At 42.6% G+C, this 20,114-nt stretch carries 22 protein-coding genes and 2 pseudogenes (2 of these 24 only partly in view); 6 read left to right on the forward strand and 18 right to left on the reverse strand.

Translation table 11 applies throughout. The features are described from left to right. The first annotated feature begins 106 nt into the window (after positions 1-106). Complete coding sequence (locus COT72_05560; GenBank protein ID PIN99591.1) at positions 107-523, forward strand: hypothetical protein; 417 nt, start codon at positions 107-109, stop codon at positions 521-523. Between the two features lie 185 nt (positions 524-708). Beyond that, positions 709-1,131, forward strand: a complete 423-nt coding sequence (locus tag COT72_05565) for a peptidylprolyl isomerase (protein PIN99613.1) — start codon at positions 709-711, stop codon at positions 1,129-1,131. Between the two features lie 50 nt (positions 1,132-1,181). Here the strand turns inward: COT72_05565 and COT72_05570 are convergent, their stop codons facing one another. Then, positions 1,182-2,963, reverse strand: a complete 1,782-nt coding sequence (locus COT72_05570; GenBank protein ID PIN99592.1) for a hypothetical protein — start codon at positions 2,961-2,963, stop codon at positions 1,182-1,184. An 87-nt stretch (positions 2,964-3,050) separates the two neighbouring features. On the opposite strand from COT72_05570, the gene COT72_05575 reads away from it, so the two are divergent. Next, on the forward strand, positions 3,051-4,139 hold the full coding sequence (locus COT72_05575; GenBank protein PIN99593.1) for a hypothetical protein: 1,089 nt from the start codon (positions 3,051-3,053) through the stop codon (positions 4,137-4,139). On the opposite strand, the gene COT72_05580 is transcribed toward COT72_05575, so the two are convergent. Both COT72_05580 and COT72_05585 read right to left on the reverse strand, forming a co-directional pair. Beyond that, positions 4,140-4,514, reverse strand: coding sequence for an ACP synthase (locus COT72_05580; GenBank protein ID PIN99594.1), 375 nt, complete (start codon positions 4,512-4,514; stop codon positions 4,140-4,142). It abuts the gene before it with no gap. Then, entirely contained in the window at positions 4,511-5,128 is a 618-nt protein-coding gene (locus COT72_05585; GenBank protein PIN99595.1) for a hypothetical protein, read from the reverse strand. The genes COT72_05580 and COT72_05585 overlap by 4 nt, the downstream gene beginning before the upstream one ends. 17 nt (positions 5,129-5,145) lie before the next feature. Between COT72_05585 and COT72_05590 the strand changes: the two genes are divergently transcribed. Together COT72_05590 and COT72_05595 are read left to right on the forward strand one after the other, a co-directional pair. Continuing rightward, positions 5,146-5,892 (forward strand): lipoprotein-releasing system ATP-binding protein LolD, encoded by a 747-nt coding sequence (locus COT72_05590; GenBank protein ID PIN99596.1) that lies wholly within the window; start codon positions 5,146-5,148, stop codon positions 5,890-5,892. Beyond that, positions 5,889-7,118, forward strand: a complete 1,230-nt coding sequence (locus COT72_05595; protein ID PIN99597.1) for a hypothetical protein — start codon at positions 5,889-5,891, stop codon at positions 7,116-7,118. The genes COT72_05590 and COT72_05595 overlap by 4 nt, the downstream gene beginning before the upstream one ends. Positions 7,119-7,620: 502 nt before the next feature. On the opposite strand, the gene COT72_05600 is transcribed toward COT72_05595, so the two are convergent. Both COT72_05600 and COT72_05605 read right to left on the reverse strand, forming a co-directional pair. Next, on the reverse strand, positions 7,621-7,908 hold the full coding sequence (locus tag COT72_05600; GenBank protein PIN99598.1) for a hypothetical protein: 288 nt from the start codon (positions 7,906-7,908) through the stop codon (positions 7,621-7,623). 34 nt (positions 7,909-7,942) lie between these two features. Further along, positions 7,943-8,896, reverse strand: a complete 954-nt coding sequence (locus tag COT72_05605; protein ID PIN99599.1) for a hypothetical protein — start codon at positions 8,894-8,896, stop codon at positions 7,943-7,945. Positions 8,897-8,942: 46 nt separating this feature from the next. On the opposite strand from COT72_05605, the gene COT72_05610 reads away from it, so the two are divergent. After that, complete coding sequence (locus COT72_05610; protein PIN99600.1) at positions 8,943-9,605, forward strand: hypothetical protein; 663 nt, start codon at positions 8,943-8,945, stop codon at positions 9,603-9,605. 62 nt (positions 9,606-9,667) lie between these two features. Here COT72_05610 and COT72_05615 read toward each other — a convergent pair whose 3' ends face one another. Continuing rightward, positions 9,668-10,126 carry a hypothetical protein gene (locus COT72_05615; protein ID PIN99601.1) on the reverse strand — a complete coding sequence of 153 codons (459 nt, stop codon included), beginning with the start codon at positions 10,124-10,126 and terminating at the stop codon, positions 9,668-9,670. A 38-nt stretch (positions 10,127-10,164) separates the two neighbouring features. After that, on the reverse strand, positions 10,165-11,151 hold the full coding sequence (locus COT72_05620; GenBank protein PIN99602.1) for a hypothetical protein: 987 nt from the start codon (positions 11,149-11,151) through the stop codon (positions 10,165-10,167). Further along, the gene (locus tag COT72_05625; GenBank protein PIN99603.1) at positions 11,148-12,029 is read right to left on the reverse strand and encodes a hypothetical protein; all 882 of its coding nucleotides are present in this window, start codon (positions 12,027-12,029) and stop codon (positions 11,148-11,150) included. The genes COT72_05620 and COT72_05625 overlap by 4 nt, the downstream gene beginning before the upstream one ends. Beyond that, the gene (locus tag COT72_05630) at positions 12,026-13,945 is read right to left on the reverse strand and encodes a CpaF family protein (protein PIN99604.1); all 1,920 of its coding nucleotides are present in this window, start codon (positions 13,943-13,945) and stop codon (positions 12,026-12,028) included. The genes COT72_05625 and COT72_05630 overlap by 4 nt, the downstream gene beginning before the upstream one ends. After that, positions 13,926-14,399, reverse strand: a complete 474-nt coding sequence (locus tag COT72_05635; protein ID PIN99605.1) for a hypothetical protein — start codon at positions 14,397-14,399, stop codon at positions 13,926-13,928. Before COT72_05635 ends, COT72_05630 begins: the two co-directional genes overlap by 20 nt. Before the next feature lie 50 nt (positions 14,400-14,449). Further along, positions 14,450-14,995, reverse strand: a complete 546-nt coding sequence (locus COT72_05640) for a hypothetical protein (protein PIN99606.1) — start codon at positions 14,993-14,995, stop codon at positions 14,450-14,452. 41 nt (positions 14,996-15,036) lie between these two features. Then, positions 15,037-15,834 carry a hypothetical protein gene (locus tag COT72_05645; GenBank protein ID PIN99607.1) on the reverse strand — a complete coding sequence of 266 codons (798 nt, stop codon included), beginning with the start codon at positions 15,832-15,834 and terminating at the stop codon, positions 15,037-15,039. Continuing rightward, positions 15,831-16,226, reverse strand: a complete 396-nt coding sequence (locus tag COT72_05650) for a hypothetical protein (GenBank protein ID PIN99608.1) — start codon at positions 16,224-16,226, stop codon at positions 15,831-15,833. The genes COT72_05645 and COT72_05650 overlap by 4 nt, the downstream gene beginning before the upstream one ends. Next, on the reverse strand, positions 16,223-16,702 hold the full coding sequence (locus COT72_05655) for a hypothetical protein (protein PIN99609.1): 480 nt from the start codon (positions 16,700-16,702) through the stop codon (positions 16,223-16,225). The genes COT72_05650 and COT72_05655 overlap by 4 nt, the downstream gene beginning before the upstream one ends. Then, positions 16,699-17,082, reverse strand: a complete 384-nt coding sequence (locus tag COT72_05660) for a hypothetical protein (GenBank protein PIN99610.1) — start codon at positions 17,080-17,082, stop codon at positions 16,699-16,701. The genes COT72_05655 and COT72_05660 overlap by 4 nt, the downstream gene beginning before the upstream one ends. An 8-nt stretch (positions 17,083-17,090) precedes the next feature. Continuing rightward, positions 17,091-19,835, reverse strand: coding sequence for a hypothetical protein (locus COT72_05665; GenBank protein ID PIN99611.1), 2,745 nt, complete (start codon positions 19,833-19,835; stop codon positions 17,091-17,093). Then, positions 19,816-20,114: pseudogene (locus COT72_05670) on the reverse strand (hypothetical protein) (it continues 55 nt past the right edge of the window). The gene COT72_05665 and the pseudogene COT72_05670 overlap by 20 nt, the downstream one beginning before the upstream one ends. Beyond that, positions 20,060-20,114, reverse strand: a pseudogene (locus COT72_05675) (hypothetical protein); it runs 1,316 nt beyond the window's last position. The pseudogenes COT72_05670 and COT72_05675 overlap by 110 nt, the downstream one beginning before the upstream one ends.

Consider the following 20,114-nt stretch of genomic DNA (forward strand, 5'->3'; position numbering starts at 1 on the left):
CCAGATGAACAATATAATAAAATGATTCAGAAAGCCCCTGAATTTTTAGTTAAGTGCAAATCCGTTATTATAAAATTAAACGAGAAAAAGGTTAATGAAATAAGAGATAAATTTCAAAAGGAGATTGGCAAAAGGAGATAAAGAAAGAATAGTATTTCTACATAAAAAATTGATTGACATGTTACAAATATATGGAGCAAAAAAAGAGGGTTTGGTCTTTGTCTCTCAAAGCCCTAAAAAATCAAAGATTTTTTGGGCGCAGAAAAACAAGTTTTTCTCGCGAGAAGGGAAATATAATAAAAGAACAATTCAACAAATTGTAAAATCTGCTTCTAAGAAATCCGGAATTAAAAAGAATGCAACACCACACACATTAAGGCATAGCTTTGCCACTCACTTATTGGAATCGGGCGCAGATATCAGATACATCCAACAATTATTGGGGCATAAAGATTTGAAAACCACGCAAATCTACACGCACGTAGCAAACAAAGACATAAAAAAACTCGCAAAACTACTCTAAAACCTGCCACCATTTTTCGTTTTTATTTACTTTACAGCACATCTTATGCATACACTTATTAAGGGTAATCGTGTGGCTCACTAATAACAATGAAACAACGCCTCCTTATCGTTGCAGGGATGCTTTTGCTTACTGCACTTGTTTTTTCTGCAGGATATGTGGGCATAACCGGAAACGTGATAGACATGACAAAAACAGCCAAAAAAGGCGATACCGTAGCGGTGCACTACACCGGAAAACTTGACAATGGAGAAATATTTGACTCCTCTCGCGATCGCGAACCACTTGAATTCACTCTTGGCAGTGGCCAGATGATTGGTGGTTTTGACAAAGCAGTTGAAGGTATGAATGTTGGAGAAAAAAAGAACATCACTCTTGAGCCAAGTGAAGCGTATGGCGCGCGTGATGACACAAAGATTCTGACTTTTCCAAAAGAAAATCTTACTGCTCAACTAGGGGTTCAACCTGCAAAAGGCATGCAGCTTTCAGCAAACGGCATGGCCGTCACTATTGTTGATGTGAGCGAAAAAGAAGTCAAAATTGATTTCAACCATTTTCTTGCCGGAAAAAAACTTGCCTTTGAAATAGAGCTTGTAAGCATCAAATAAGCACAAGAAAAAAAAATATCTTATTATTTCCTTTTTTCCTTTTTTTTTAATTAGATGTAGCCGCCTTTTTGCAAGTTCCACAAACTTTTATACAGCCCTTCTCGAGCGATAAGCTCGTTGTGGGTTCCTGCTTGCACGATTTTTCCTTTATCCATTACTACAATCATGTCTGCTTTCATAATAGTTGACAGGCGATGCGCAATGATGATGCTTGTCTTGCCTGCTAAAAGCACGTCAAGTGCCTGCTGAATGTCAAATTCAGTGCGCGAATCAAGCGAGCTTGTTGCTTCATCAAGCACCAGAATTTTTTTATTAGCAAGAATCGCGCGCGCAATACTTACACGCTGCTTTTCACCCCCGCTTAATTTCACCCCCCGCTCTCCTACAATTGTGTTCTCTTTTTGTGGAAACGCCTGCACAATGGCATCAAGCTGAGCAAGGCGTATTGCTTTCATCACTTCTTTTCGTGTTGCTTTTTGATTTGAAAATGCAATATTATTGTAAATCGAATCATCAAAAAGAATTGCTTCTTGCGGCACTATACTCATTTGGCTTCGAAGCGCATCTTTTTTAAAATCCCGCACATCATGGTCGTCAAGCAAGACCTCGCCTTGATTAACATCATACAAGCGATACAATAACTTGATAAGCGTTGACTTGCCACTGCCTGATGGTCCTACAATTGCGACTTTTTTTCCCTGTGAGATTGACAGCGTGAAATCCTTAAACAACCACGAGTCGTGATATTTAAACCACACATTTTTGAAATGCATACGACCTTGCGCAATCATAGGGTCTTTTGCACCCGGTTTGTCCTGCACTTCATTTTTCTCTTTTGCGTACTGGAATAAGGATTCAAACGCGGCCATGTGACGATAAAAACCACGAATTGCCCACACAAAATTGTAGAGCTGACCAATTACTCTGCTTGTTGCGGTATAAATGAGTGTCAACGTTCCAATACTCATCGTACCCTGCACTACCCCGAATGCCGGAATAAATAGGAGAAAGACACCTGCAATTCCTACAATAATCATTTGTCCTGCGCTTGCAAAACGAAAATAATCCCAATCCCGTAAACTTGCATTCAGTGTGTTTTTGGTAATGTTTTTAAAACGCGCACGAACCGCGCGTTCCTTGCCAAAATACTTGACTGAGGAAATGTTTGTTAAAAAATCACTAATGTTTGCTTTCTCAATATCCGCTGTGTTATTTGCAGCCACATTCGCTTCTTTTTGCGCGTTTTGCATGATAATAGTAAAACCAATAAAGAGCAGTGAGAAAAATAAGAGCGCACCTGCGGTCAGGGTATCAAAATAGAACACAAGCGTGCTCACACTCAACAAGCCAAATAGAGTTGGCAGCACGTTAAATACAATCATATCACTCATGCCTTCTATTGAACCTGCCCCTCTGATAATGCGCGAAATAAGCGCGCCTGTCTTGTTTGAGGTGTGAAAGCGGTAAGATAAGCCGATAATGTGATTGAAAAATCGTTGTTTTACATCACGAATCAAATAACCCTCAAAACGATTAATTGCATGGATGTGCACAAAACGAAGCACTGACCGCACAACCACAAGCACAATACTTACTGCTGCTAAAAAGAGGAGCACGCGTGAAAATCCTGCTTTTGAGAGCGTTCCTGAAATGAAGCGGGCAGCATCATCAACAAGAAACTTAAAAATAATTGAAGGAGCAACCGCAAATAATTCAACAACAAGTGCTAAACTGGTAACGAGAAAAAACAACCATTTGTATTTTAAAACAAATGAGAAGTACAGTTTGAGATTGAACCTAAAATCAATGGAGTCATGCTGCTCACGTGCCATGAAAACGTTGTATTCAGGCTATATTTATAAAAAGTGCGAATAAGGCTTTGGTAAATATTTATTAAAGAACAGAGCGGTATACTACGTATGCGCGTACAATTGCTTATTCTTGTCTCTTTTATGCTTATGAGCCTGCAAAGCGCCCACGCACTCGTGCTCGTGCAAGGAAACGTAATGCAAAACATTGCTGATGACGCGTACGTGTATGGTAAGGTTATCACCGTCGCTGGCGACGTGCAAGGAGACCTTGTTGTTGCAGGCGGCGTTGTTACGGTAACCGGCGACGTGTTTGGCGACCTTCTTGTGCTTGGCGGCGTAGTAAATATCAATGGTGCGGTTGGTGATGACTTGCGCGCGTTTGGAGGCGTTATTCGCAGCAGCGCGCGAACTGGCGGCGACTTTGTGGGGGTGGGCATGCAAGTATTTGTTTTAGATGAAGCGCGCATTGAAGGAAACTTTGTGGGCATGGGCTCTTCTGTTTTTCTAAGCGGAATTGTTGACGCAAACGCAACTATCCTTGCAGACACGTTTGACTTTGGCGGAAGCATCGCTCAAAACGCGCTTATCAACGCATCAACGTTCACTAATCAGGGAACCGTTAGCGGACAAACGCTTTTCACGCCCGCTGATTCGCGCTCGTATGATGTTAACCAACCCGAACTTTTTTCAACTGCGCTTGCAGCACTCATACTTGGACGCGTGCTCTCAGCTCTGTTCTGGGCGCTTGGCGTGTTCGTGCTTGGATGGTTGCTTCTTAAGTACGCACCAAATATTATGAACAATGCGCCAAAACACATGCGCGAAAAGCCGGTTTTCCACGCCTTTCGCGGATTTTTCCTTGTAATTGGCATCCCCCTTATTCTTATCCTGCTTGCGCTTACTATTATTGGACTGCCCATCACAAAAGCAGGACTTCTCGTATACGGCATAGTTTTCATGCTTGTTGGGCCCGTGTACTCTATTGCATTTGGTAATTGGGTCTATCAACGTAATGGCAAAAAAAAGACCGCACCTGAACAAAAACTCTTAGTCGGTGTTGCAATCATCACTATTATACGCCTCATACCTTTTGTTGGTGTTACATTTCGTTTTGTTCTTTTTGTTATTGCATTTTCAGCACTTGTCCAAACACTTCATGAAGTATACGAGAACGCACGAAAAGCAAAAGCAATCTAATTATGGCAGTGGCGTGTTGAAAAAACCAAGCGCGCCTGCAAGTTTAACGGGCTTTGTTTTTTTTGCGTCACGCAACACAAACCCACGCACAGGAACGCGCGTGTATCGGTCAGTTGCCCAATGTTTATCCTGGTCAGCGCGCAATTCTGTAAGGGTTTTGTATTCTTTTACTGCGCACAATACTGCGCTTCCAATAACGCATCCTTCATACACGTGTTCAAAGCCAAAGCGCGCGCATGCTTGTTTATCAGTATTTTTTGATGCATGAATCAAAAATCTTCCTCGAAAATGCGTGTTCCACGAGCGAAGCTCAATGGTTTTCTTACCTTCAACAATAAGCTGCGCCCACGGCTGCTTGAGCGAGAGCGCTTTCACTTTTTTTCACCAGATTCGCGCGCAGCGCTTGCAATACGATACGCAACACTCATCACAAATTCAACACTAATAATAAACACAAAATAGTAAAGCAATGTTCTCCAGCCCGCAGCAAATCGCACAAGCGTTCGTGCTGCTTCAATCACTTGCAAACCGCTCACGTCAAGAAGCAACACGCCCATAAGCGTGAAGGGCAAGAGTTTTGCTAAATCCCTTGCTAAATCTTCATTGTAGTAGGAGAGCACGCGGATCGTGCCAACAATTGCCATGCTTAAGAGCATGACTTGCTCAACAGGTCGTGATTGTGCAAGAACTGCAAGCAAAAGTGCAATAATAATAAACGAGAAAAATGCGATAAGCGGAAACACAACAACGTAGAGCAATGAATATCCCGCAATGTTTGCTGTTTTTTTGATAAATTCATGCGATGCGTAATCATATTTGTGTAAGTCAACACTAAAAATATCACGCTTTGCAATCACGCTATTAAATTTGAATACAAAAAGCGCATACACCACAATGCCCATTACATACAATACAAGCGAAGTTACTGATGCGCTAAAATCCCCCGCACTCAATCCATAGGTTTTGGCAAGCTCAGCAAGTGTTACCATTACTCTTATGTTTGTTCATGTATTCTATATTAAGTTTATTTCTCACACGCGAAGAGTTTTATTTGCTAATCACGTATAGTGTTCGTGTGGTAAGTGAAGAGATTATTCGCCTTGAAAACGTGCACAAACACTACGTTATGGGAAACGTTATTGTCAAAGCTCTTTCAGGTCTTTCCCTTTCTATTAAGCGCGGCGAGCTTGTTGCCATAGTGGGTTCTTCTGGCAGCGGCAAGTCAACAGCGATGCACATTATTGGCGCGCTTGACACGCCAACAAAAGGAAACGTATATTTTGAAGGAAAAAATGTTTCCCGCTTTTCTCAAGACGAGCTTGCCCAACTTCGCGGAAGAAAAATCGGCTTTGTCTTCCAGCAATTTAATCTCATACGTTCATCAACTGCGCTTGAAAACGTGCTTTTACCTACGGTTTTTTCAAATAATGTGGACTCAGACCCAAAAAAGCGCGCCATACAAATCCTTCGGGATGTTGAACTTGGTGATCGCATAGCACACAAGCCAACTGAACTTTCAGGGGGTCAACAGCAACGTGTTGCAATCGCACGCGCCCTTATAAACGACCCGCCAATCATTCTTGCAGATGAGCCAACGGGAAACCTTGACTCAAAAACCGGAAAACTCGTGATGGATTATTTGCGAAAGATAAACAAAGAACAAGGAAAAACAGTTATTATCGTCACTCACGATCTTGACATTACAAAATACCTTGACCGCATTATTCATCTCAAAGACGGGAGGGTCGTATGATTGAAGCATACGTGCACATTGCGTTTCAGGGAATGAAAAGCAGAAAGGTTCGCTCATGGCTTACCCTGCTTGGCATAGTTATTGGCATTGCAAGCGTTACTGCTCTTATCTCGCTTGGTCAAGGTGTTGATGCTGCACTCCAAGAGCAATTTGAAATCATTGGCGGTGATAAGCTCATTATTCTTCCTGGCTCAGGAGAAGGCATTGCAGGATTTATCAGCTCAACTACAACTGCTTCAAAACTTACGGAAAAAGATTTAGACCTTATTGAACGAACGCCAGGCATAAAATCAACTTTTTTCTATATTCTTGGCAGCGGAACCCTGCTTCACAAAGGTGAAGCATATGGGGGCTGGGTTATGGGCATTCCTTCAGATGAACGAAGCGAACTTCTCACGCAAACGCAAGGCTACGAACCTGAATTTGGCAGGCTGTTTAAAGAATCAGACCGATATGGTGTGCTTGTTGGCTACGACTTGTGGGCAACAGATATGGTATTTTCAAAGCCCATTCGCCTGCGCGACACTATTACCATAAATAATCAAGCCTTTCGCGTGGTCGGGCTTATGAGCAAAGTTGGAAACCCGCAGGATGACCGAACAGCACTCATACCAGAAGATGCTGCGCGTGAGATGTTTAACAAACCCGACCAATATGACGGGATTTTTGCTCAGGTTTCTCCGGGCATTGTTCCCGCGCAAATGGTTGAAATACTCAAAGAAAAATTGCGCGACTTGCGCGACGTTAAAGAGGGAGAAGAAGACTTTGTTATTGAAACCTCAGAGAACCTTATAAAACAAGTTGGCGCTATTATCGCAATTGTGCAGGCAGTGTTCATCGGAGTTGGCGGCATCTCGCTTGTTGTTGGCGGCGTGGGTATTATGAACACTATGTACACAAGCGTGCTTGAGCGAACAAGAGAGATTGGTATCATGAAAGCAGTTGGTGCTAAAAATAACCAAATCCTTTTTGTATTTCTTATTGAATCAGGACTCTACGGGCTTGTTGGTGGCCTGATAGGAGGACTTTCTGGCATAGAGATTTCAAAACTCTTTGAGCTTGCCATACGCGCGTCAGGCTCGTTTGAAATTTTCAAAGTCAACTTTTCACCGCTTCTCCTGCTTGGCGTGCTCACCTTTTCATTTTTTGTTGGCGTGATTTCAGGCGTGCTTCCTGCAAAACAAGCAGCAGAACTCCAGCCTGTTGATGCGCTGCGCTACGAGTAACACATAAAAGCATAGACTACCAAAGAATGAGTATGACCGGGCAGACCGCGCCAATTATTGGCGGCATTATTTTTATTATTATTGGCGCGTACTTCTTGTTGAGTAACCTTGGTATTTTGCGCATCAATTTTGGACTTATCTGGCCATTTTTTTTGATACTTCCCGGCTTGTTTTTAATTGTTTCAAGTTTTGCAAAAAAACGCTAAAACAGCATTAATTGAAGCAGCGACAAGCCCAGCATGATAACAACTACAACACCTCCTGCAACAATCATTTTCAACCCGCCTAACCATGCTTCTTCTTTACTGAGCGTGCTTACAAATAAGCCGAGAAAAAACAATGCGCTGACTGCCAGGCTAAGCGTGATAAAATATGCAAAATTAAGCGCTATAATGCCTGCGTTTGTTAAAAGAAAGGGGATAATAAGAATAAGCGTTATAATAAATGGCGAGCCTCCATCAATAATTCCAAGAATTATGCTTTGTTCTTGAATAAATTTACGCTAGCGCACTCTTGCGTGTTTTAATTCTTTTTCAAGGTCGTGAAATCGTTTCAAACGCTCAGCTTTTTCAGTAAAATATGCTCCCCACAAGCCTGCAACCGCAATTGCAATTGCTGCGCCAACACACCCAAGAATGATAATACCCGGTTGTTTAACACCGCTTATCCAAAATCCTGCAAGAATACCAATAACAGTAAGAATTCCATCAAAGGTATTTTTCACAAAATATCTTCGCGCAATCGGGTCATACAATGCTGCATTGATGATTTGCACAAACAGGTTAGTCATACTAAGGTATGGGTTAGTGTATCCTAAAAAACTTTTATCCAACTCCTAACACGCGCAATCCCGTAAAAATGCTTACTGCAATAACTGCGCTCACGGGAAGCGTTACTATCCATGAAAATATGATTTCTTTTACAAAATGGGTATTCACGCTTCTATGGCGTGCAACACCTGCTCCTGCAAGTGCAGAAACAAACACAATAGTACCGCTAATAGGCATGCCAAGACTGGTAAATAGGGTCAGCACGACCAGACTTGATAACTGGACTGCAACCCCGCTTGACGGGTTAAGTTCCGTGAGCTTGGTGCCTAGTGTTCTAATAACGCGCTTTCCAATGGTGACAATACCAAACGCAAGACCTGCACCACCAATAATTCTAAAGAGCAGGGGGTTTTGCGCTTCAAAAAAGAAGATAGCTTGGGCAACATCATTTGCTGAGCGAACAAAAATAACGCCTAATACGAGCGCGACTTGCGCGTAGGAAAGAACGCGTTCAATGCGCTCGCGCACACCAAAACTCTTTATCGAACTAAACGTGAGTTTTGCAAACACACGATAACTTACAAACGCGAACACAAACCCGCTGAGCGGTGAAATAATCCAGGACGCACCAATACCCACAAGAGTTTTTAAATTGAGCATGTTACCCGTGAGCAGGGCAACACCCGCAATTGCGCCAACCACGCTTACTGTGCTTGAAATTGGCCAGCCTTTAAATGACGCAATCATAGACCACACCGCAACGCCAAGAAGAATGGCAAACACATGTGCAATACCAAAACTGTTCGTGGCAATTTCTTCTCGAAGCGTGTGTGACACATTTCCCCCAAAAAGCGCTGCGCCAAGCATTGCCGCAATCGCGCCAAAAAACACTGCGTGCGTTACTTTCAATGACTTGCTTGCAACCGGACCTGCAAGGTTAACATCATTTGCGCCAATACCCCACGCTACGTATAACGCAATGAGAACAGAAAAACTCTCAACAAGCATTTTCCAAATATATTTAATCTCTTAACTCTCATAAGCATTGTGGACTATGGGCATTATCTCTACTCTTAAAAAAATCATATTTCCAAACACAACCTCACTTATGGACATGCTTATCAACCACTCAAAAATAAGTGTGCGCGCAGTAGAACAGCTTGACACCTGCGTGCAAGCATTTTGTGACCAAACGCTTGTAGTGCAGGACGTGCAAAAAATTGACGCGCTTGAAGATGAAGGAGATGCAATTAGTTACAAACTCTCTCAAGAACTCTTCAAAGGCGCCTTACTGCCCTACACGAGTCAGGATTGGGTTGAACTTGTTGAGCTTGTGGACACTATTGCTGATGACAGCGAGCGTGCAGGTAAACTGCTTATTGTGCACAAAGTAAAAACGCCCACACACGTAAGCGGACAATTGCTTGCACTTGTTCGTCTTGGCAAGGAATGCGCACAACTGCTCTCACGCGCAATTGAACAGCTCAACATAGACATGACAAAAACAGAAGATGTGATTGAGCAAATACGCTTCAAACGCCATGAAGCGCGGCGCGTTGAATACGCGCTCTTTTCTGATTTGTTTGACGCAAAACAACTGCCTGAAAAAGATGTGCTGTTTCTCAAAGAAATTGCGTACTGGCTTGCACAAATCAGCAACACGTCAAAAAAAGCGGCAAACCGCATTGCCATGATGGCAGTTAAATACTCCTTCTAGTTGACACTTGTTTTTTTCCTTAAAAAAAAAAGGCTAAAAAAAGAATTCAAAAGCTCATGTCATTAACTCGCCTTACCTGAGAGCACGCCGTTGTCAAATTTGCTTTGTCCCTGCCAGGTGTAAGAAATGCCCACATCCACAGAGTATTGAGAACCTTGTGGCAGGAGGCCTGTTTCGTTAATAGAGTATTCTATTTCACCGTTTGGTCCAAGCTGGATGCTTGACGAGTTTGTTACTTCTGTTCCGTTGCTTGATTCAGTAACAGACACGGACGTGATGGTTATAGTGCTTCCGAGTTGGTTTCCAAGTGTAAAGTTCACAATACCATTTTCAGCTGCACCATTGTAGCTAAACGCGTCAACTTTAAAGCTTGCAAAACCACTGGCTGTTTCTCCTGTCCATGCGCTTGGGTTGAACACGTTCATTGCGAACAATGCTGCAACCACAACAACAATGATTAGGATGGCCCAGCCATACGTCATGAGATATTCCAAGGCAGTTTGTCCTTTCTTCATAAACATCCCCTAAGGGAATACAATGCGCTTGTCTTTTAAAAACATTACTGGAACGTGCCTAAACTCTGTGTAAGCACAATCTGGATGGCATAAAATATTGAGAGTGAAATAACAAGCAAAAGCGGCACGTATTTGAAGCCTTTTTTTGCTGAACCCCCTTCAATCATACCAATTATAAGCCCGCCCATGATTGAACCAATAATGAGATTGATTGTTGAAAACTGGATGAGAAACGGAATTGAAACATCAGAACCCGAAAGTTTGATAAAACTTGATTCCAGCACGTCAGGAGGGATGTCAATTGACGCGACCATATTGCCAATAGTTGAGGTCAAATAAATTGAAATGCCATACAATAGAGGAGATGCCAGACCAATTGCGATAAAAATGAAAATAATATACATCACAATGCTTGCGCGAATTTCCTGCTTCATCAATTGAAGGTTTCGCACGTTTTGCGAACTTTCTTCAAGCAGGGTTGCAAGCTCGCCACCTGAACGAATACCCTCAGTAAGAAGGCTTACGGTTTGTTTTAATGACTCTGAGTTGATGCGTGTTGCTACATAACTTAATGCTTCAATAAAACTTTCACCAGTAATTGTTTTTTTAAGGCTTAATCTGATTTCTTGAGAGAGAATGCCAAACTCGTCACGTGAACTCACAATCATTGCTTTTTCAGGAGTCATGCCAGAACGCATGTTTGCAACAACAAGCGAGAGCATGTCAGGAAGCACGCTTTCAACAAAGGTTGTTCTGCGGTCTTCACGAATCAGTATCCACACATAATTGAGAACAGCAACGCCAACGCCAAGCACAACGCCAAGACCCGCTGAGATGCGCGCGTCTTGCGTGATTTCGTACGTGACCATAACCCCTGCAATCATGCTCAATACGCTAAACACAAGCACGAAGCCAAGCCAATCATCTCCGTGTATGTCTAAGCCTGCATAAATGAGCAATTGGTCAAAATAATTGACAAGCCGACCTGGAAGGAGCTTGCCAATCCGCTTGTACCATCGAAATTCGCTCATATTCCCACTATTGGTCGTCGTGATTTAACAACAGTCATAAACATGAATTGGAAAATGGCAAGGAAGAAGGTGATGCCCCAAAAAATGTTTTTTGGAATTGAAAACCCAAAAAATGAGCCAAGAATGATAAGAAACGTGATACCCAGTGAAGGCACAACCACGGTTAACATCATATACATCATTGCCATTGGATTAAGTTGTGAACCATAATTCTTGATTTTAATAAGGTGTTCGCGCATCAGGTTGTCGACCATGCTCTGAATGTTTGTTTCAATACTCACACCAGCTTTGATACTGTTACTAATCTGCCAACCAATGCGTCGAAACGTTGCAGACGGGTTTCGAAAGGTTAAGCGCTCAATTGCTTCAATCTGGGGAATCCCGCTTTCAATTTCGTTTACGGTTCGCTTTATTTCATCAGATACCACGCCGAAATTCTGATGCCCCACGCCCCGTAAGGATTCATAGAGGGTAATGCCCGATTTAAGGCGGATAAGCAGGTTTCGAAGCGCAAAAAGAAGCTTTTCATCGATTTTAGAACCGCGCCGTGATATGGCAACTTTTGGATAGGACAATTGCATAAGCGTCATAAATCCAAAAATGCCTGCAATCCAGAACCCAATAATCATAAGATTCTCCTGTTTGAGAATCTGAGAAATAACAAGATACGACGCGATTGCAAGTATGACTAAATTAACTGTTGATGAAATAACCACATACGTTAAGTAATCTTCAGCTGTTGTGTTCATATCCGCCTGGCGCAGCTCAGTATTCAAATTAGGAAATAACGGAAGAAAGATGCGTGCAATACCCCGAAAGCGCGGGCTTAACACGACAATAAGCGGCAGAGGCATTAATGAGAAGGGAAGCGATTTCACTTCTTAGCCACCCGCGCTACTCTTTTTTTTGCGCTCTTTTTTGTCACACGCTTTTTTTTAGCGGCTTGCTTTTTTGCCGGCTTCTTTTTTACTCCGCTTTTTTTTAGCGAGTTTTTTGCAACTTTTCTTGCTGGTTTTTTCGTTGCACCGCGCGTTTTTGCCCGCTTTTTTGCGCTTTTTTTTCTTGCGTTCTTTTTCTTTGCTGACTTTTGCCCTGACTTCTTTTTTGTTGCGCGCGCATGAACCGGTTTTGCACCATGCGGGTGCGTGCTTCGCGTGTGACGCGCAAGCTCAAGGGGTCGAGAAAATGTTTTCGCGCACTTCTTGCACGCGTAGCCCTCCTTTTCCATGCGGGTTTTTTCTTCAGGAAGCATGCCTTTTTCTTTTTGCTCTTCTTTTTCTTGAAGCGTGTGCAACAACTCAGTTGGCGACTTATTTTTGCTTGCGTAATCTTCAATTGTTTTATCGTCAAAATAGAATTCACTAATTATGCGCCCCACATCATTGAGTGCTGTTATGTTTTTTGCAACCATCCATTCTAAAATCTTTTTTCTGCGCAAAAGCTCACGATTCAAATCTTCCTGCTCCATTCCCGTGTGCAATCGCAATTCGTTGAGAAGACGAATGCTTTCATTTACAATCGTAATCTTGTCATCAACAGGCCTCCACCGATAGAGCATGTTGATTTCTGTTTCATCAAGCTCTTTATTTGTGCTAATAATTTCAGCAATCTGAAAGAGCCGGCGAATACCGCGCCTGCGATGACGAAACATAACTGCAATAAGCGGCAGGGTTTCAATCTCTTCAAGAGGTAAATTAATTGGCGGACTTGTCATACGCCGCGTTGTCTGTTCAGCAGTATCTGCGTGAACGGTTGCGTACACTGAGTGGCCCGTGTGCATTGCTTCAAACATGACTTCTGCTTCCTTTTGTCTGCGAACCTCACCTACAATGATACGGTCAGGGCGCATACGAAGCGAGTTTATTAACAAATCAAGCATGGTTACTTCTCCTTTTCCTTCAGGATTTGCACCGCGCGTTGAGAGCGGAACCCAATGCAAAAACTTTGGCAACTGCAACTCGCGTGTTTCCTCAATTGAAACCACGCGCTGGTTTGGCGGGATAAACGGCAGAAGCGCTGCAAGAAAACTTGATTTTCCTGACGCAGTACCACCACTAATAATAATTGAAATCTCATACTCCACTGCTATCCATAAAAACGCGGCAACTTCAGCAGAAAGGGTTTTGTTTTTGATAAGTTCAATAACCGTCCACGGGTTTCGTCTGAATTTTCGAATGGTAATAGTGTTTCCTTTTGTTGAAATAGGAAACAATGTTGCATTCACGCGGTCACCAGTCATAAGGTGGGCGTCCATAAGCGGGCTGAGCGTGGTAATGTCCTTTCCAACGCCACGACCAATTTTTGATGAATAATTGTAGATTACTTCATCATCACTGAGAGTGACATCACTTTTGAGCCAGCCAAACTGTTTATGATACACCCACACCGGCTCGTTTGAATTGTTAATAACCACTTCCTCAAGGTTTGAATCAGCAATAAGCACCTCAATCTTGCCGAGTCCAAGCATGTTTTGAATAAGTGTTCCTGCAAGAATTTTTTGCTGCGGTTGGGAGAGTGTGGGCACTTCTTCTGCAATGATGCGCGTGATGTTTTTGAAAAACGTTTGCTTAAGTTCGGTGAGTTTGTTCACGTCAAGCACGTCCTGGCGGCTAATGCTATACGTTGCTACAATGTTTTCACGAATATGCTGCATGAGCACTTGTGTTCCGCGCGGAATATGTGGCAGGGTAACTAAGTAGAGCGGGACGAATTCGTTTTCGCGTCTCGCAATGCGGATTGTGACTGGCACAAAATCCACTTCCATAGTGTAGGTATCAAGCACTGTTTCTTTCATGGTATGCCTTTGTTATGCGCAAGTAAGGAGGTAAGAGCGGCAGTTTTGGATACACCAGCGTTGCAAGACCATACTTGTCTAAAATGCGCGCCCATTTTTCAACAATTTTTTGAGAAACGCCAAGTTCTTTTGCAATGTTACCCAGTGAAATCTTTTCGCGCGACGCAACAATACTTAAAATACGGTCAAGGTCAGTGCTAATCTGAAAGCGTGAACTGCTTTGTTTTTTTGCTGCTGGTTTTGGATGATTAATGTTTTTGAGAATGTGGTCAATAATTTCTTTTACTTCATGGGTTACTTCCTTATCTAGCGTTACTATTTTTGGCGTGCTTTTTGCAAATGAGCGCAAGCTTGCCAGTTTATTTTGAAGTGCGACAAATTGTTCTTTAACGTATGCGTCCTCTCTAAGCAGGCGACGTGCACTCTCAACGCGCTTATGTGTATCCTCCCCCATCCTAGTATCATCTCACAATTATATTATAAAAAGCATTCGTGCTCGCGAGTTTAGCGCTTTTTTTTGCGCTGTTTTTTTACGGGTTGTTTTTTCTTTTTTGAAAACAAACCGCTTAAAAACCACTTTTTTTTGCGCGCTTTTTTTGTACTTGCCAGTCTTGTTTTTTTTGCCTGCACTGTTTTCAAACCCGCAGGCTTGCTAAGCCCTAATGCTCTTACCCGCGTAATTTTTAACTCAAGCTCGCGAATTTCTTTTTCCAATTCTTTGAGCCGTGCTTGTTTTTGTTTTGGCAGTTTTGACAATTCTTTTAAAACGCGGTTAATCTCGCGAATATGCGCATTGCCTGACGCGATGGTTTTTTTGTCTTTTTCTGTTTTTTCTTTTTTCTTATTTAACGCGTTTTTTTGTGCCCGTTCCTGTTCACGACTTTTAATAAGCTCAGCTTGTTTCTCGTGTAGTGCGGGAATAATGCGCTCTAAATAGTGCTTGTACGATTCTTTTACGTTTTTGACCTCTTCTAAGTAGTCTAGAGAATCATGTTTTGAATGCTCAAACACCTGCTCAATGTGTGCTACTCCCCGAAAAGATTCATCCATTACTAACTTAGATACTTGTTTGCACATAAAAAAGCTTTTCTCTAGATGCGCGTGTTCACGCGCACTTCATTTAGATAATCATGCGCGCTCAATTCTGAAGCATACGCTGGCTTAAGTGAGGCTCCCTGGAAGTGGATGGTAAGATTCACCCATTCTGCAATGGAAAAAAGCACATTTGAGCCGTCAATAATGAGTGTGCTTGGCGTAAAATTGAATGCCACATACCCTGCATAACTTGTGCGTGTGAGCGTTACATTAAGCACTCCGCTTTGTCCAGTAACAAACCATGTTTGCGCACTCCCATCATCAAAAGTGACGTTAAGAGGGCCGGGCACGTATGAAACGTCCCAGTTTGCCGTGCTCTCAGCATCGCTTACAAGCGTGATTGCAAGCGATGAGAGCGCGTTACTTGGCAGGACTATGCTGTTATTTGATTCATATACAAATACGAGGTCGTCTCCTATCACATACGTGTTGTTTGCGCCGGTGAGCTGTGCTTGCGCTTCGCTTGTGTTAAGACTTATATTGGTAAAAGATTCAACTTTGTACAGTGTATTTATGAACGCACCAAATTGTGTAACACTTTCATTTTTGAGCGCGCTGTCATTTGCAAGAGGAAAGCTCATGCGAAGCACGTTTTGGCTGTCTCCTTCAATACCCAGCACGTTGTAGTATGCATGTTTGATATTGCTGATGATGCTTGTTGTTTTTTCTGCAGTAAGAAACTGGTGCAGGCTTTCTTGATGCAAATTGTATTCTGTAACAAGTATGCCTATGCTGATGTATAAAAAAATCATAAGCATGGTAATTCCCGTTGTGTACACAATTCCTTTTTTCATGTTGTCAGCCTCAAAATAGCGATTCCTAGCGTGGGCGTTGTGTTTAAGTAATAGAAGGGATGCTTAACCGTGATAAAATCATCAGTCACGTCTCCTGTTCGCGCAAGCAGGTACGCAGTGAAGTTTGTATTGTAATACCTGATTTCAAATTCGTATGTTTCAAAAGGAAATATGAGGTCAAGCTGTTGTGCAATGCGCGTTTCATTCTGGGTTTCAAACGCGTGGGTAAGGTCAAGAATGCGAAGCGCATCACGCGCTTTGAGTGTGAGAAGCACGTTTTTTTCCATAACTGGTTCGGTAATGTCTGCTTTGTAGATGAGAAGCGTGGTAAATGAGAGTGCAATAACAATACCTATCATCAAATCAATTGATAAAATCACTCCTTTTTTCATTCTATCACGCCTACAATAACCCGAACACGCGTGCCATTCCACAAAGCATACCGGTTAATCACGCTCACTTTCGTAAACGAACTTGCGCTAATGTTTGGTTCGCGCACAAGGGTTTTTGTACTTGAAATATTAAGCACTTCAAGATAATAATCATCACTCAAGCCAAGGTCTGTTTTCACGCGTGTATAGTTTGAGCGCACCACATCAAGAAACACGTTAAATGCCGTGTCATTAATCACGTTATCCGAAAGAACAAACTGCAAATAGGTACTGTTTTCATTTACAAAACCCACGTCATGCTTCATAAACAATTCTGAAATTGGGATAAGCGTGCTCACACTTTTACTAAACGCTGCAGCGCGCTCAATTTTTTGCGTGTTCTCAAGCCACATGTATCCGAGAATGGAGAGAAAAAGAACAAGCATGAACGCGCTTGCAACCATATCAAATGCAATAATTTGTCCGCGCTTTTTCATGAAAATATCACCACTCCGTTTGTGCTTGCTAGTGAAAGATTAAAGGTCACGCTCAGATTAAATGAGGTTATCACACTGCTATTGCTGTATGAGTTATACACGTTTAAACAACCAATTTCATCTTGTTCACGGGAAATAAACATGATTCGCGCAGAAGGTTGTGCACTGAGATTGAATGGTTGTGAAAACTCCATAACAAACGTGGTGTTGTTGTGTTTTCCTACATTGTCAAGCGCGAAATTGAGCCGGTTGCACACGCTTTGTAAATACTCAGCACGCTGCTGTTTGTAGAGAAGAAATGTTTTGTCATCAAGTGTTGCAAAGGCAATAGTTATTATTACAAGAATCAGGATAATTGCAAACAAGCCTTCAAGACTCACCTGTGCTTTCAGCGTGAACTCACCTCAGTAATGGTTATTTGCGGGCTAAACAATTCTTTTAGATATTCTTCTTGCGCAGTCTCACAGGTTAATTCTGAAATGGCTTGCAGCTTGAATACTGAATAATGGTTTCCAACAGGCATGCTTGTCCTCCACGCTGAATTAAAGAGTTGCACATTATGTGACTGGTACGCGCCTACTTCATAACCTTGCGTGAGGTCGTTTGCATCAATTGCATGCAAAATTGCTCCTGCGGTTTGGTCTGAAAAATTGTATGACACCCACGGTTCTGTTACGCGTTCTGAAGGGGAAATGCTTCCTGTTTTTGCGCGCAAGCCAGAGAGCGGAACATAGCAGACCGTGTCAACATGGTTAATCATGGAAAAGGCACCCTGTTTTGGCCAGTCACAATTGCATGAGCCATGGTCAGAATAGATTGCACTAAACACCGTCCAATTCTGGTACAAATACGAAATTGCCTTGTTATAATCAAAGAAAAACACCCACGTAAAGGTGAAATTTCCTACATCCGTTGTATTCCCGTCATACGTGAGCGTTACTGCTGTTTGGTACACTTTAGTATTATCAACTGTTTTATTTTGCAGGGTTTTTGGTTTGTAATAAATGTAAGGCTGGGAAATCTTGTAATATGACCATATCTGAAAATAATTATTGTTCGGCTGAAACACATGTTCTTCAGCAGGAGTTCTAAACTCAGTTAAGCCCCCCTGTGAATCAAACCAATCGCTTTGCACAATGTTTTTTGTTAGGTCAATAGTTGCAACTTTATTCCAGTCATCATTAAACCAGTACTGTGCAGCAAGACCCGTGCTTTGCTCAACAATGCGCGCTCGCTGCTGGTAGTTTGGGGAAGGTTTTGAATCGTTGAGCGTGTCAAAATACACGTAAAACGTTCTGTTTGTTCCTGCAGGGTTTGTGCCGTTTAAAAACCAGGTAAGTTCGTCTCGTGACATTTCATAGTCATAAGGAAGCTCGGTTATGTTTTCAACAACCCGAATTGAGTTTGGGTCAAGGGTTTCATAGGAGGGCAGGTATTGGGATAAATCAATAACTGCATGAACTAATTCATTATTGCGCGCGTAATCGCCCATGCTCACATTAAGTTTAATACGATAATTCCACGAGAAATTCCACCAGTCAGTTATGACATAAAAAATTCCAGAAACGCTTGCGACGTTGCCTGCAAGGTCGCTTACGGAAATGTTGTACTCGTACTCGTCTGCTTGTGCAATAATAGTATCATAATTTTCAGAATCAAGAAGTCCAATCATTGCTGAGGTGGAATTTTCCCACAGCCCGCTTGGATGTTTAATGGCAAAAGATGCGTTAGCAAGTCCTGCGTTATCGCTTGCCGTTACTGAGAGCAATGCAAAGTTCTCTGCACCGCCTTCAAGCGGGAATGGCGTTGCATTGTACTCAATAATGGTTGGCGACGTGTAATCGCTTAAGTCAGTGGTAAAAAATCGGTTTGTTGCATTCACGTTTCCAAACAAGTCGCGGCAGTACACGCGTATGCTGTGCGTGCCGTTTGTTGTGTTTGCCACACCAAAAAAGTTTGCTTGAGAATCATTTGACAGTGTTACATTACTCCCACTATCAAGCACGTATGTGCACCACTGCGCTTGCTTTGAAACCGTGGCATTCAGATTAATTTCACTTGTAAAATAGGTCTGATTAAGCGGTGAGTCAAGGGTAATTTGGGGAATGCTTGTGTTAAGCTCAAATGATGCGAGCGCGCTTTGCGTGTTTGTGTTTCCTGATGCATCAGCACAACGAACATAATACACATGCGCACCATCACTTAACCCGCTTAATTCTTGCTCATGTTGGGTTACGTTTGTTACACTAAATTCTAACGGCATAGACTCGTATGCTTGATTGTTTGTTGCATAACGGCAGAGCGCAACTTCATTTGTGCGCACACTCAAATTCAGGGTGGTCTCATGCTGCAATCCTTGCGGCTCAATTCGCGTAATGATTGGTGCAACAAGGTCAACGTACTCAACATAGATAATTACTGGCACCACAAAAAATCGCTCTTCTTCATGAATGCTTACTTGCGCAAAATAATACCCATTAGAAACATTTCCATTAACTGCAAGCGTAAACATTTTTACCTCGCCTGCAGACAACTGGGCAACTGACGTGTTTCGAGCACTGCCATTAAATGTCAAGACATCCTCTGCGCCAGTTATGGCAAGCGAGATGTTGTAAAGCGGGTTGGGGTTGATGTTTACCATGTTAAAACTGATATTTGTGTTTGCACCCTGGCTCACGTTCACCTGTATGCGCTCAGGCGTGACCTGAAATTTAAAATAGGAGAATGCAATACCTTCATCAGGTCGCGCACTTACCTGCAACACGTAAATCCCGCTTTCAGGGGGAAGTGTTCCGTTCACGCTAAACACAAAAAACCGCGCGGAACTTGTCACAGTTCCTTGTCTTGTGACATATCCTACCTGCACGGTGTTATTGTCAACATAGGTGTCAGCAACACTTACTGCTTGAGGCATGCTGATAATAATTGTTTCAGTTTCAGGATAGCCTTTGAGAAACACGCGTTCGCTCACTACTTTAATCTGGTCAAGCGTGGCTTCTGTTGTCAAGTCATCAGCACGCTCCCTGTTTGAGCTGGAAATAACAACCATAACTGGAACAATAAGCATGAGTATGCCTGCAACAAAAACCATGTATTCAAGACTTACCTGCCCTTTATTCACCATAGGAAACATTCACCCATGTCACGCTTTGACCCACACCCATATTTAGCATACGAAACTGGAAGTACACACCTGCGCTGAGATTCAACGCGTCCCCACTCGTATAGTATGAACTACTTGTCCCATCAGGACCAGTGTAGGAAGGCCATGTTGCATTATTATTTGTCGTGCGCGCCTGCACGTTTACGCTTGGCGTGTTGAGCGTGATATTATGCCACGAGTATGTGTTATTTGCCTCAAACTCTTCTGACTCGTATGAACCTTGCATTGGAATATAGGATGTGGCCACTA

The organism is archaeon CG10_big_fil_rev_8_21_14_0_10_43_11 (assembly GCA_002763265.1).
In the GTDB taxonomy this organism is placed as follows: domain Archaea; phylum Nanobdellota; class Nanobdellia; order PEZQ01; family PEZQ01; genus PEZQ01.

Excerpts from the sequence above, each read along its gene's own strand:
- COT72_05565 (PIN99613.1), top strand. The coding sequence starts at position 709 with ATGACAAAAACAGCCAAAAAAGGCGATACCGTAGCGGTGCACTACACC.
- COT72_05570 (PIN99592.1), bottom strand. The coding sequence starts at position 2,963 with ATGGCACGTGAGCAGCATGACTCCATTGATTTTAGGTTCAATCTCAAA.
- COT72_05575 (PIN99593.1), top strand. The coding sequence starts at position 3,051 with ATGCGCGTACAATTGCTTATTCTTGTCTCTTTTATGCTTATGAGCCTG.
- COT72_05585 (PIN99595.1), bottom strand. The coding sequence starts at position 5,128 with ATGGTAACACTTGCTGAGCTTGCCAAAACCTATGGATTGAGTGCGGGG.
- COT72_05590 (PIN99596.1), top strand. The coding sequence starts at position 5,146 with ATGTATTCTATATTAAGTTTATTTCTCACACGCGAAGAGTTTTATTTG.
- COT72_05595 (PIN99597.1), top strand. The coding sequence starts at position 5,889 with ATGATTGAAGCATACGTGCACATTGCGTTTCAGGGAATGAAAAGCAGA.
- COT72_05600 (PIN99598.1), bottom strand. The coding sequence starts at position 7,908 with ATGACTAACCTGTTTGTGCAAATCATCAATGCAGCATTGTATGACCCG.
- COT72_05605 (PIN99599.1), bottom strand. The coding sequence starts at position 8,896 with ATGCTTGTTGAGAGTTTTTCTGTTCTCATTGCGTTATACGTAGCGTGG.
- COT72_05610 (PIN99600.1), top strand. The coding sequence starts at position 8,943 with ATGGGCATTATCTCTACTCTTAAAAAAATCATATTTCCAAACACAACC.
- COT72_05615 (PIN99601.1), bottom strand. The coding sequence starts at position 10,126 with ATGTTTATGAAGAAAGGACAAACTGCCTTGGAATATCTCATGACGTAT.
- COT72_05620 (PIN99602.1), bottom strand. The coding sequence starts at position 11,151 with ATGAGCGAATTTCGATGGTACAAGCGGATTGGCAAGCTCCTTCCAGGT.
- COT72_05630 (PIN99604.1), bottom strand. The coding sequence starts at position 13,945 with ATGAAAGAAACAGTGCTTGATACCTACACTATGGAAGTGGATTTTGTG.
- COT72_05635 (PIN99605.1), bottom strand. The coding sequence starts at position 14,399 with ATGGGGGAGGATACACATAAGCGCGTTGAGAGTGCACGTCGCCTGCTT.
- COT72_05640 (PIN99606.1), bottom strand. The coding sequence starts at position 14,995 with ATGGATGAATCTTTTCGGGGAGTAGCACACATTGAGCAGGTGTTTGAG.
- COT72_05645 (PIN99607.1), bottom strand. The coding sequence starts at position 15,834 with ATGAAAAAAGGAATTGTGTACACAACGGGAATTACCATGCTTATGATT.
- COT72_05650 (PIN99608.1), bottom strand. The coding sequence starts at position 16,226 with ATGAAAAAAGGAGTGATTTTATCAATTGATTTGATGATAGGTATTGTT.
- COT72_05655 (PIN99609.1), bottom strand. The coding sequence starts at position 16,702 with ATGAAAAAGCGCGGACAAATTATTGCATTTGATATGGTTGCAAGCGCG.
- COT72_05665 (PIN99611.1), bottom strand. The coding sequence starts at position 19,835 with ATGTTTCCTATGGTGAATAAAGGGCAGGTAAGTCTTGAATACATGGTT.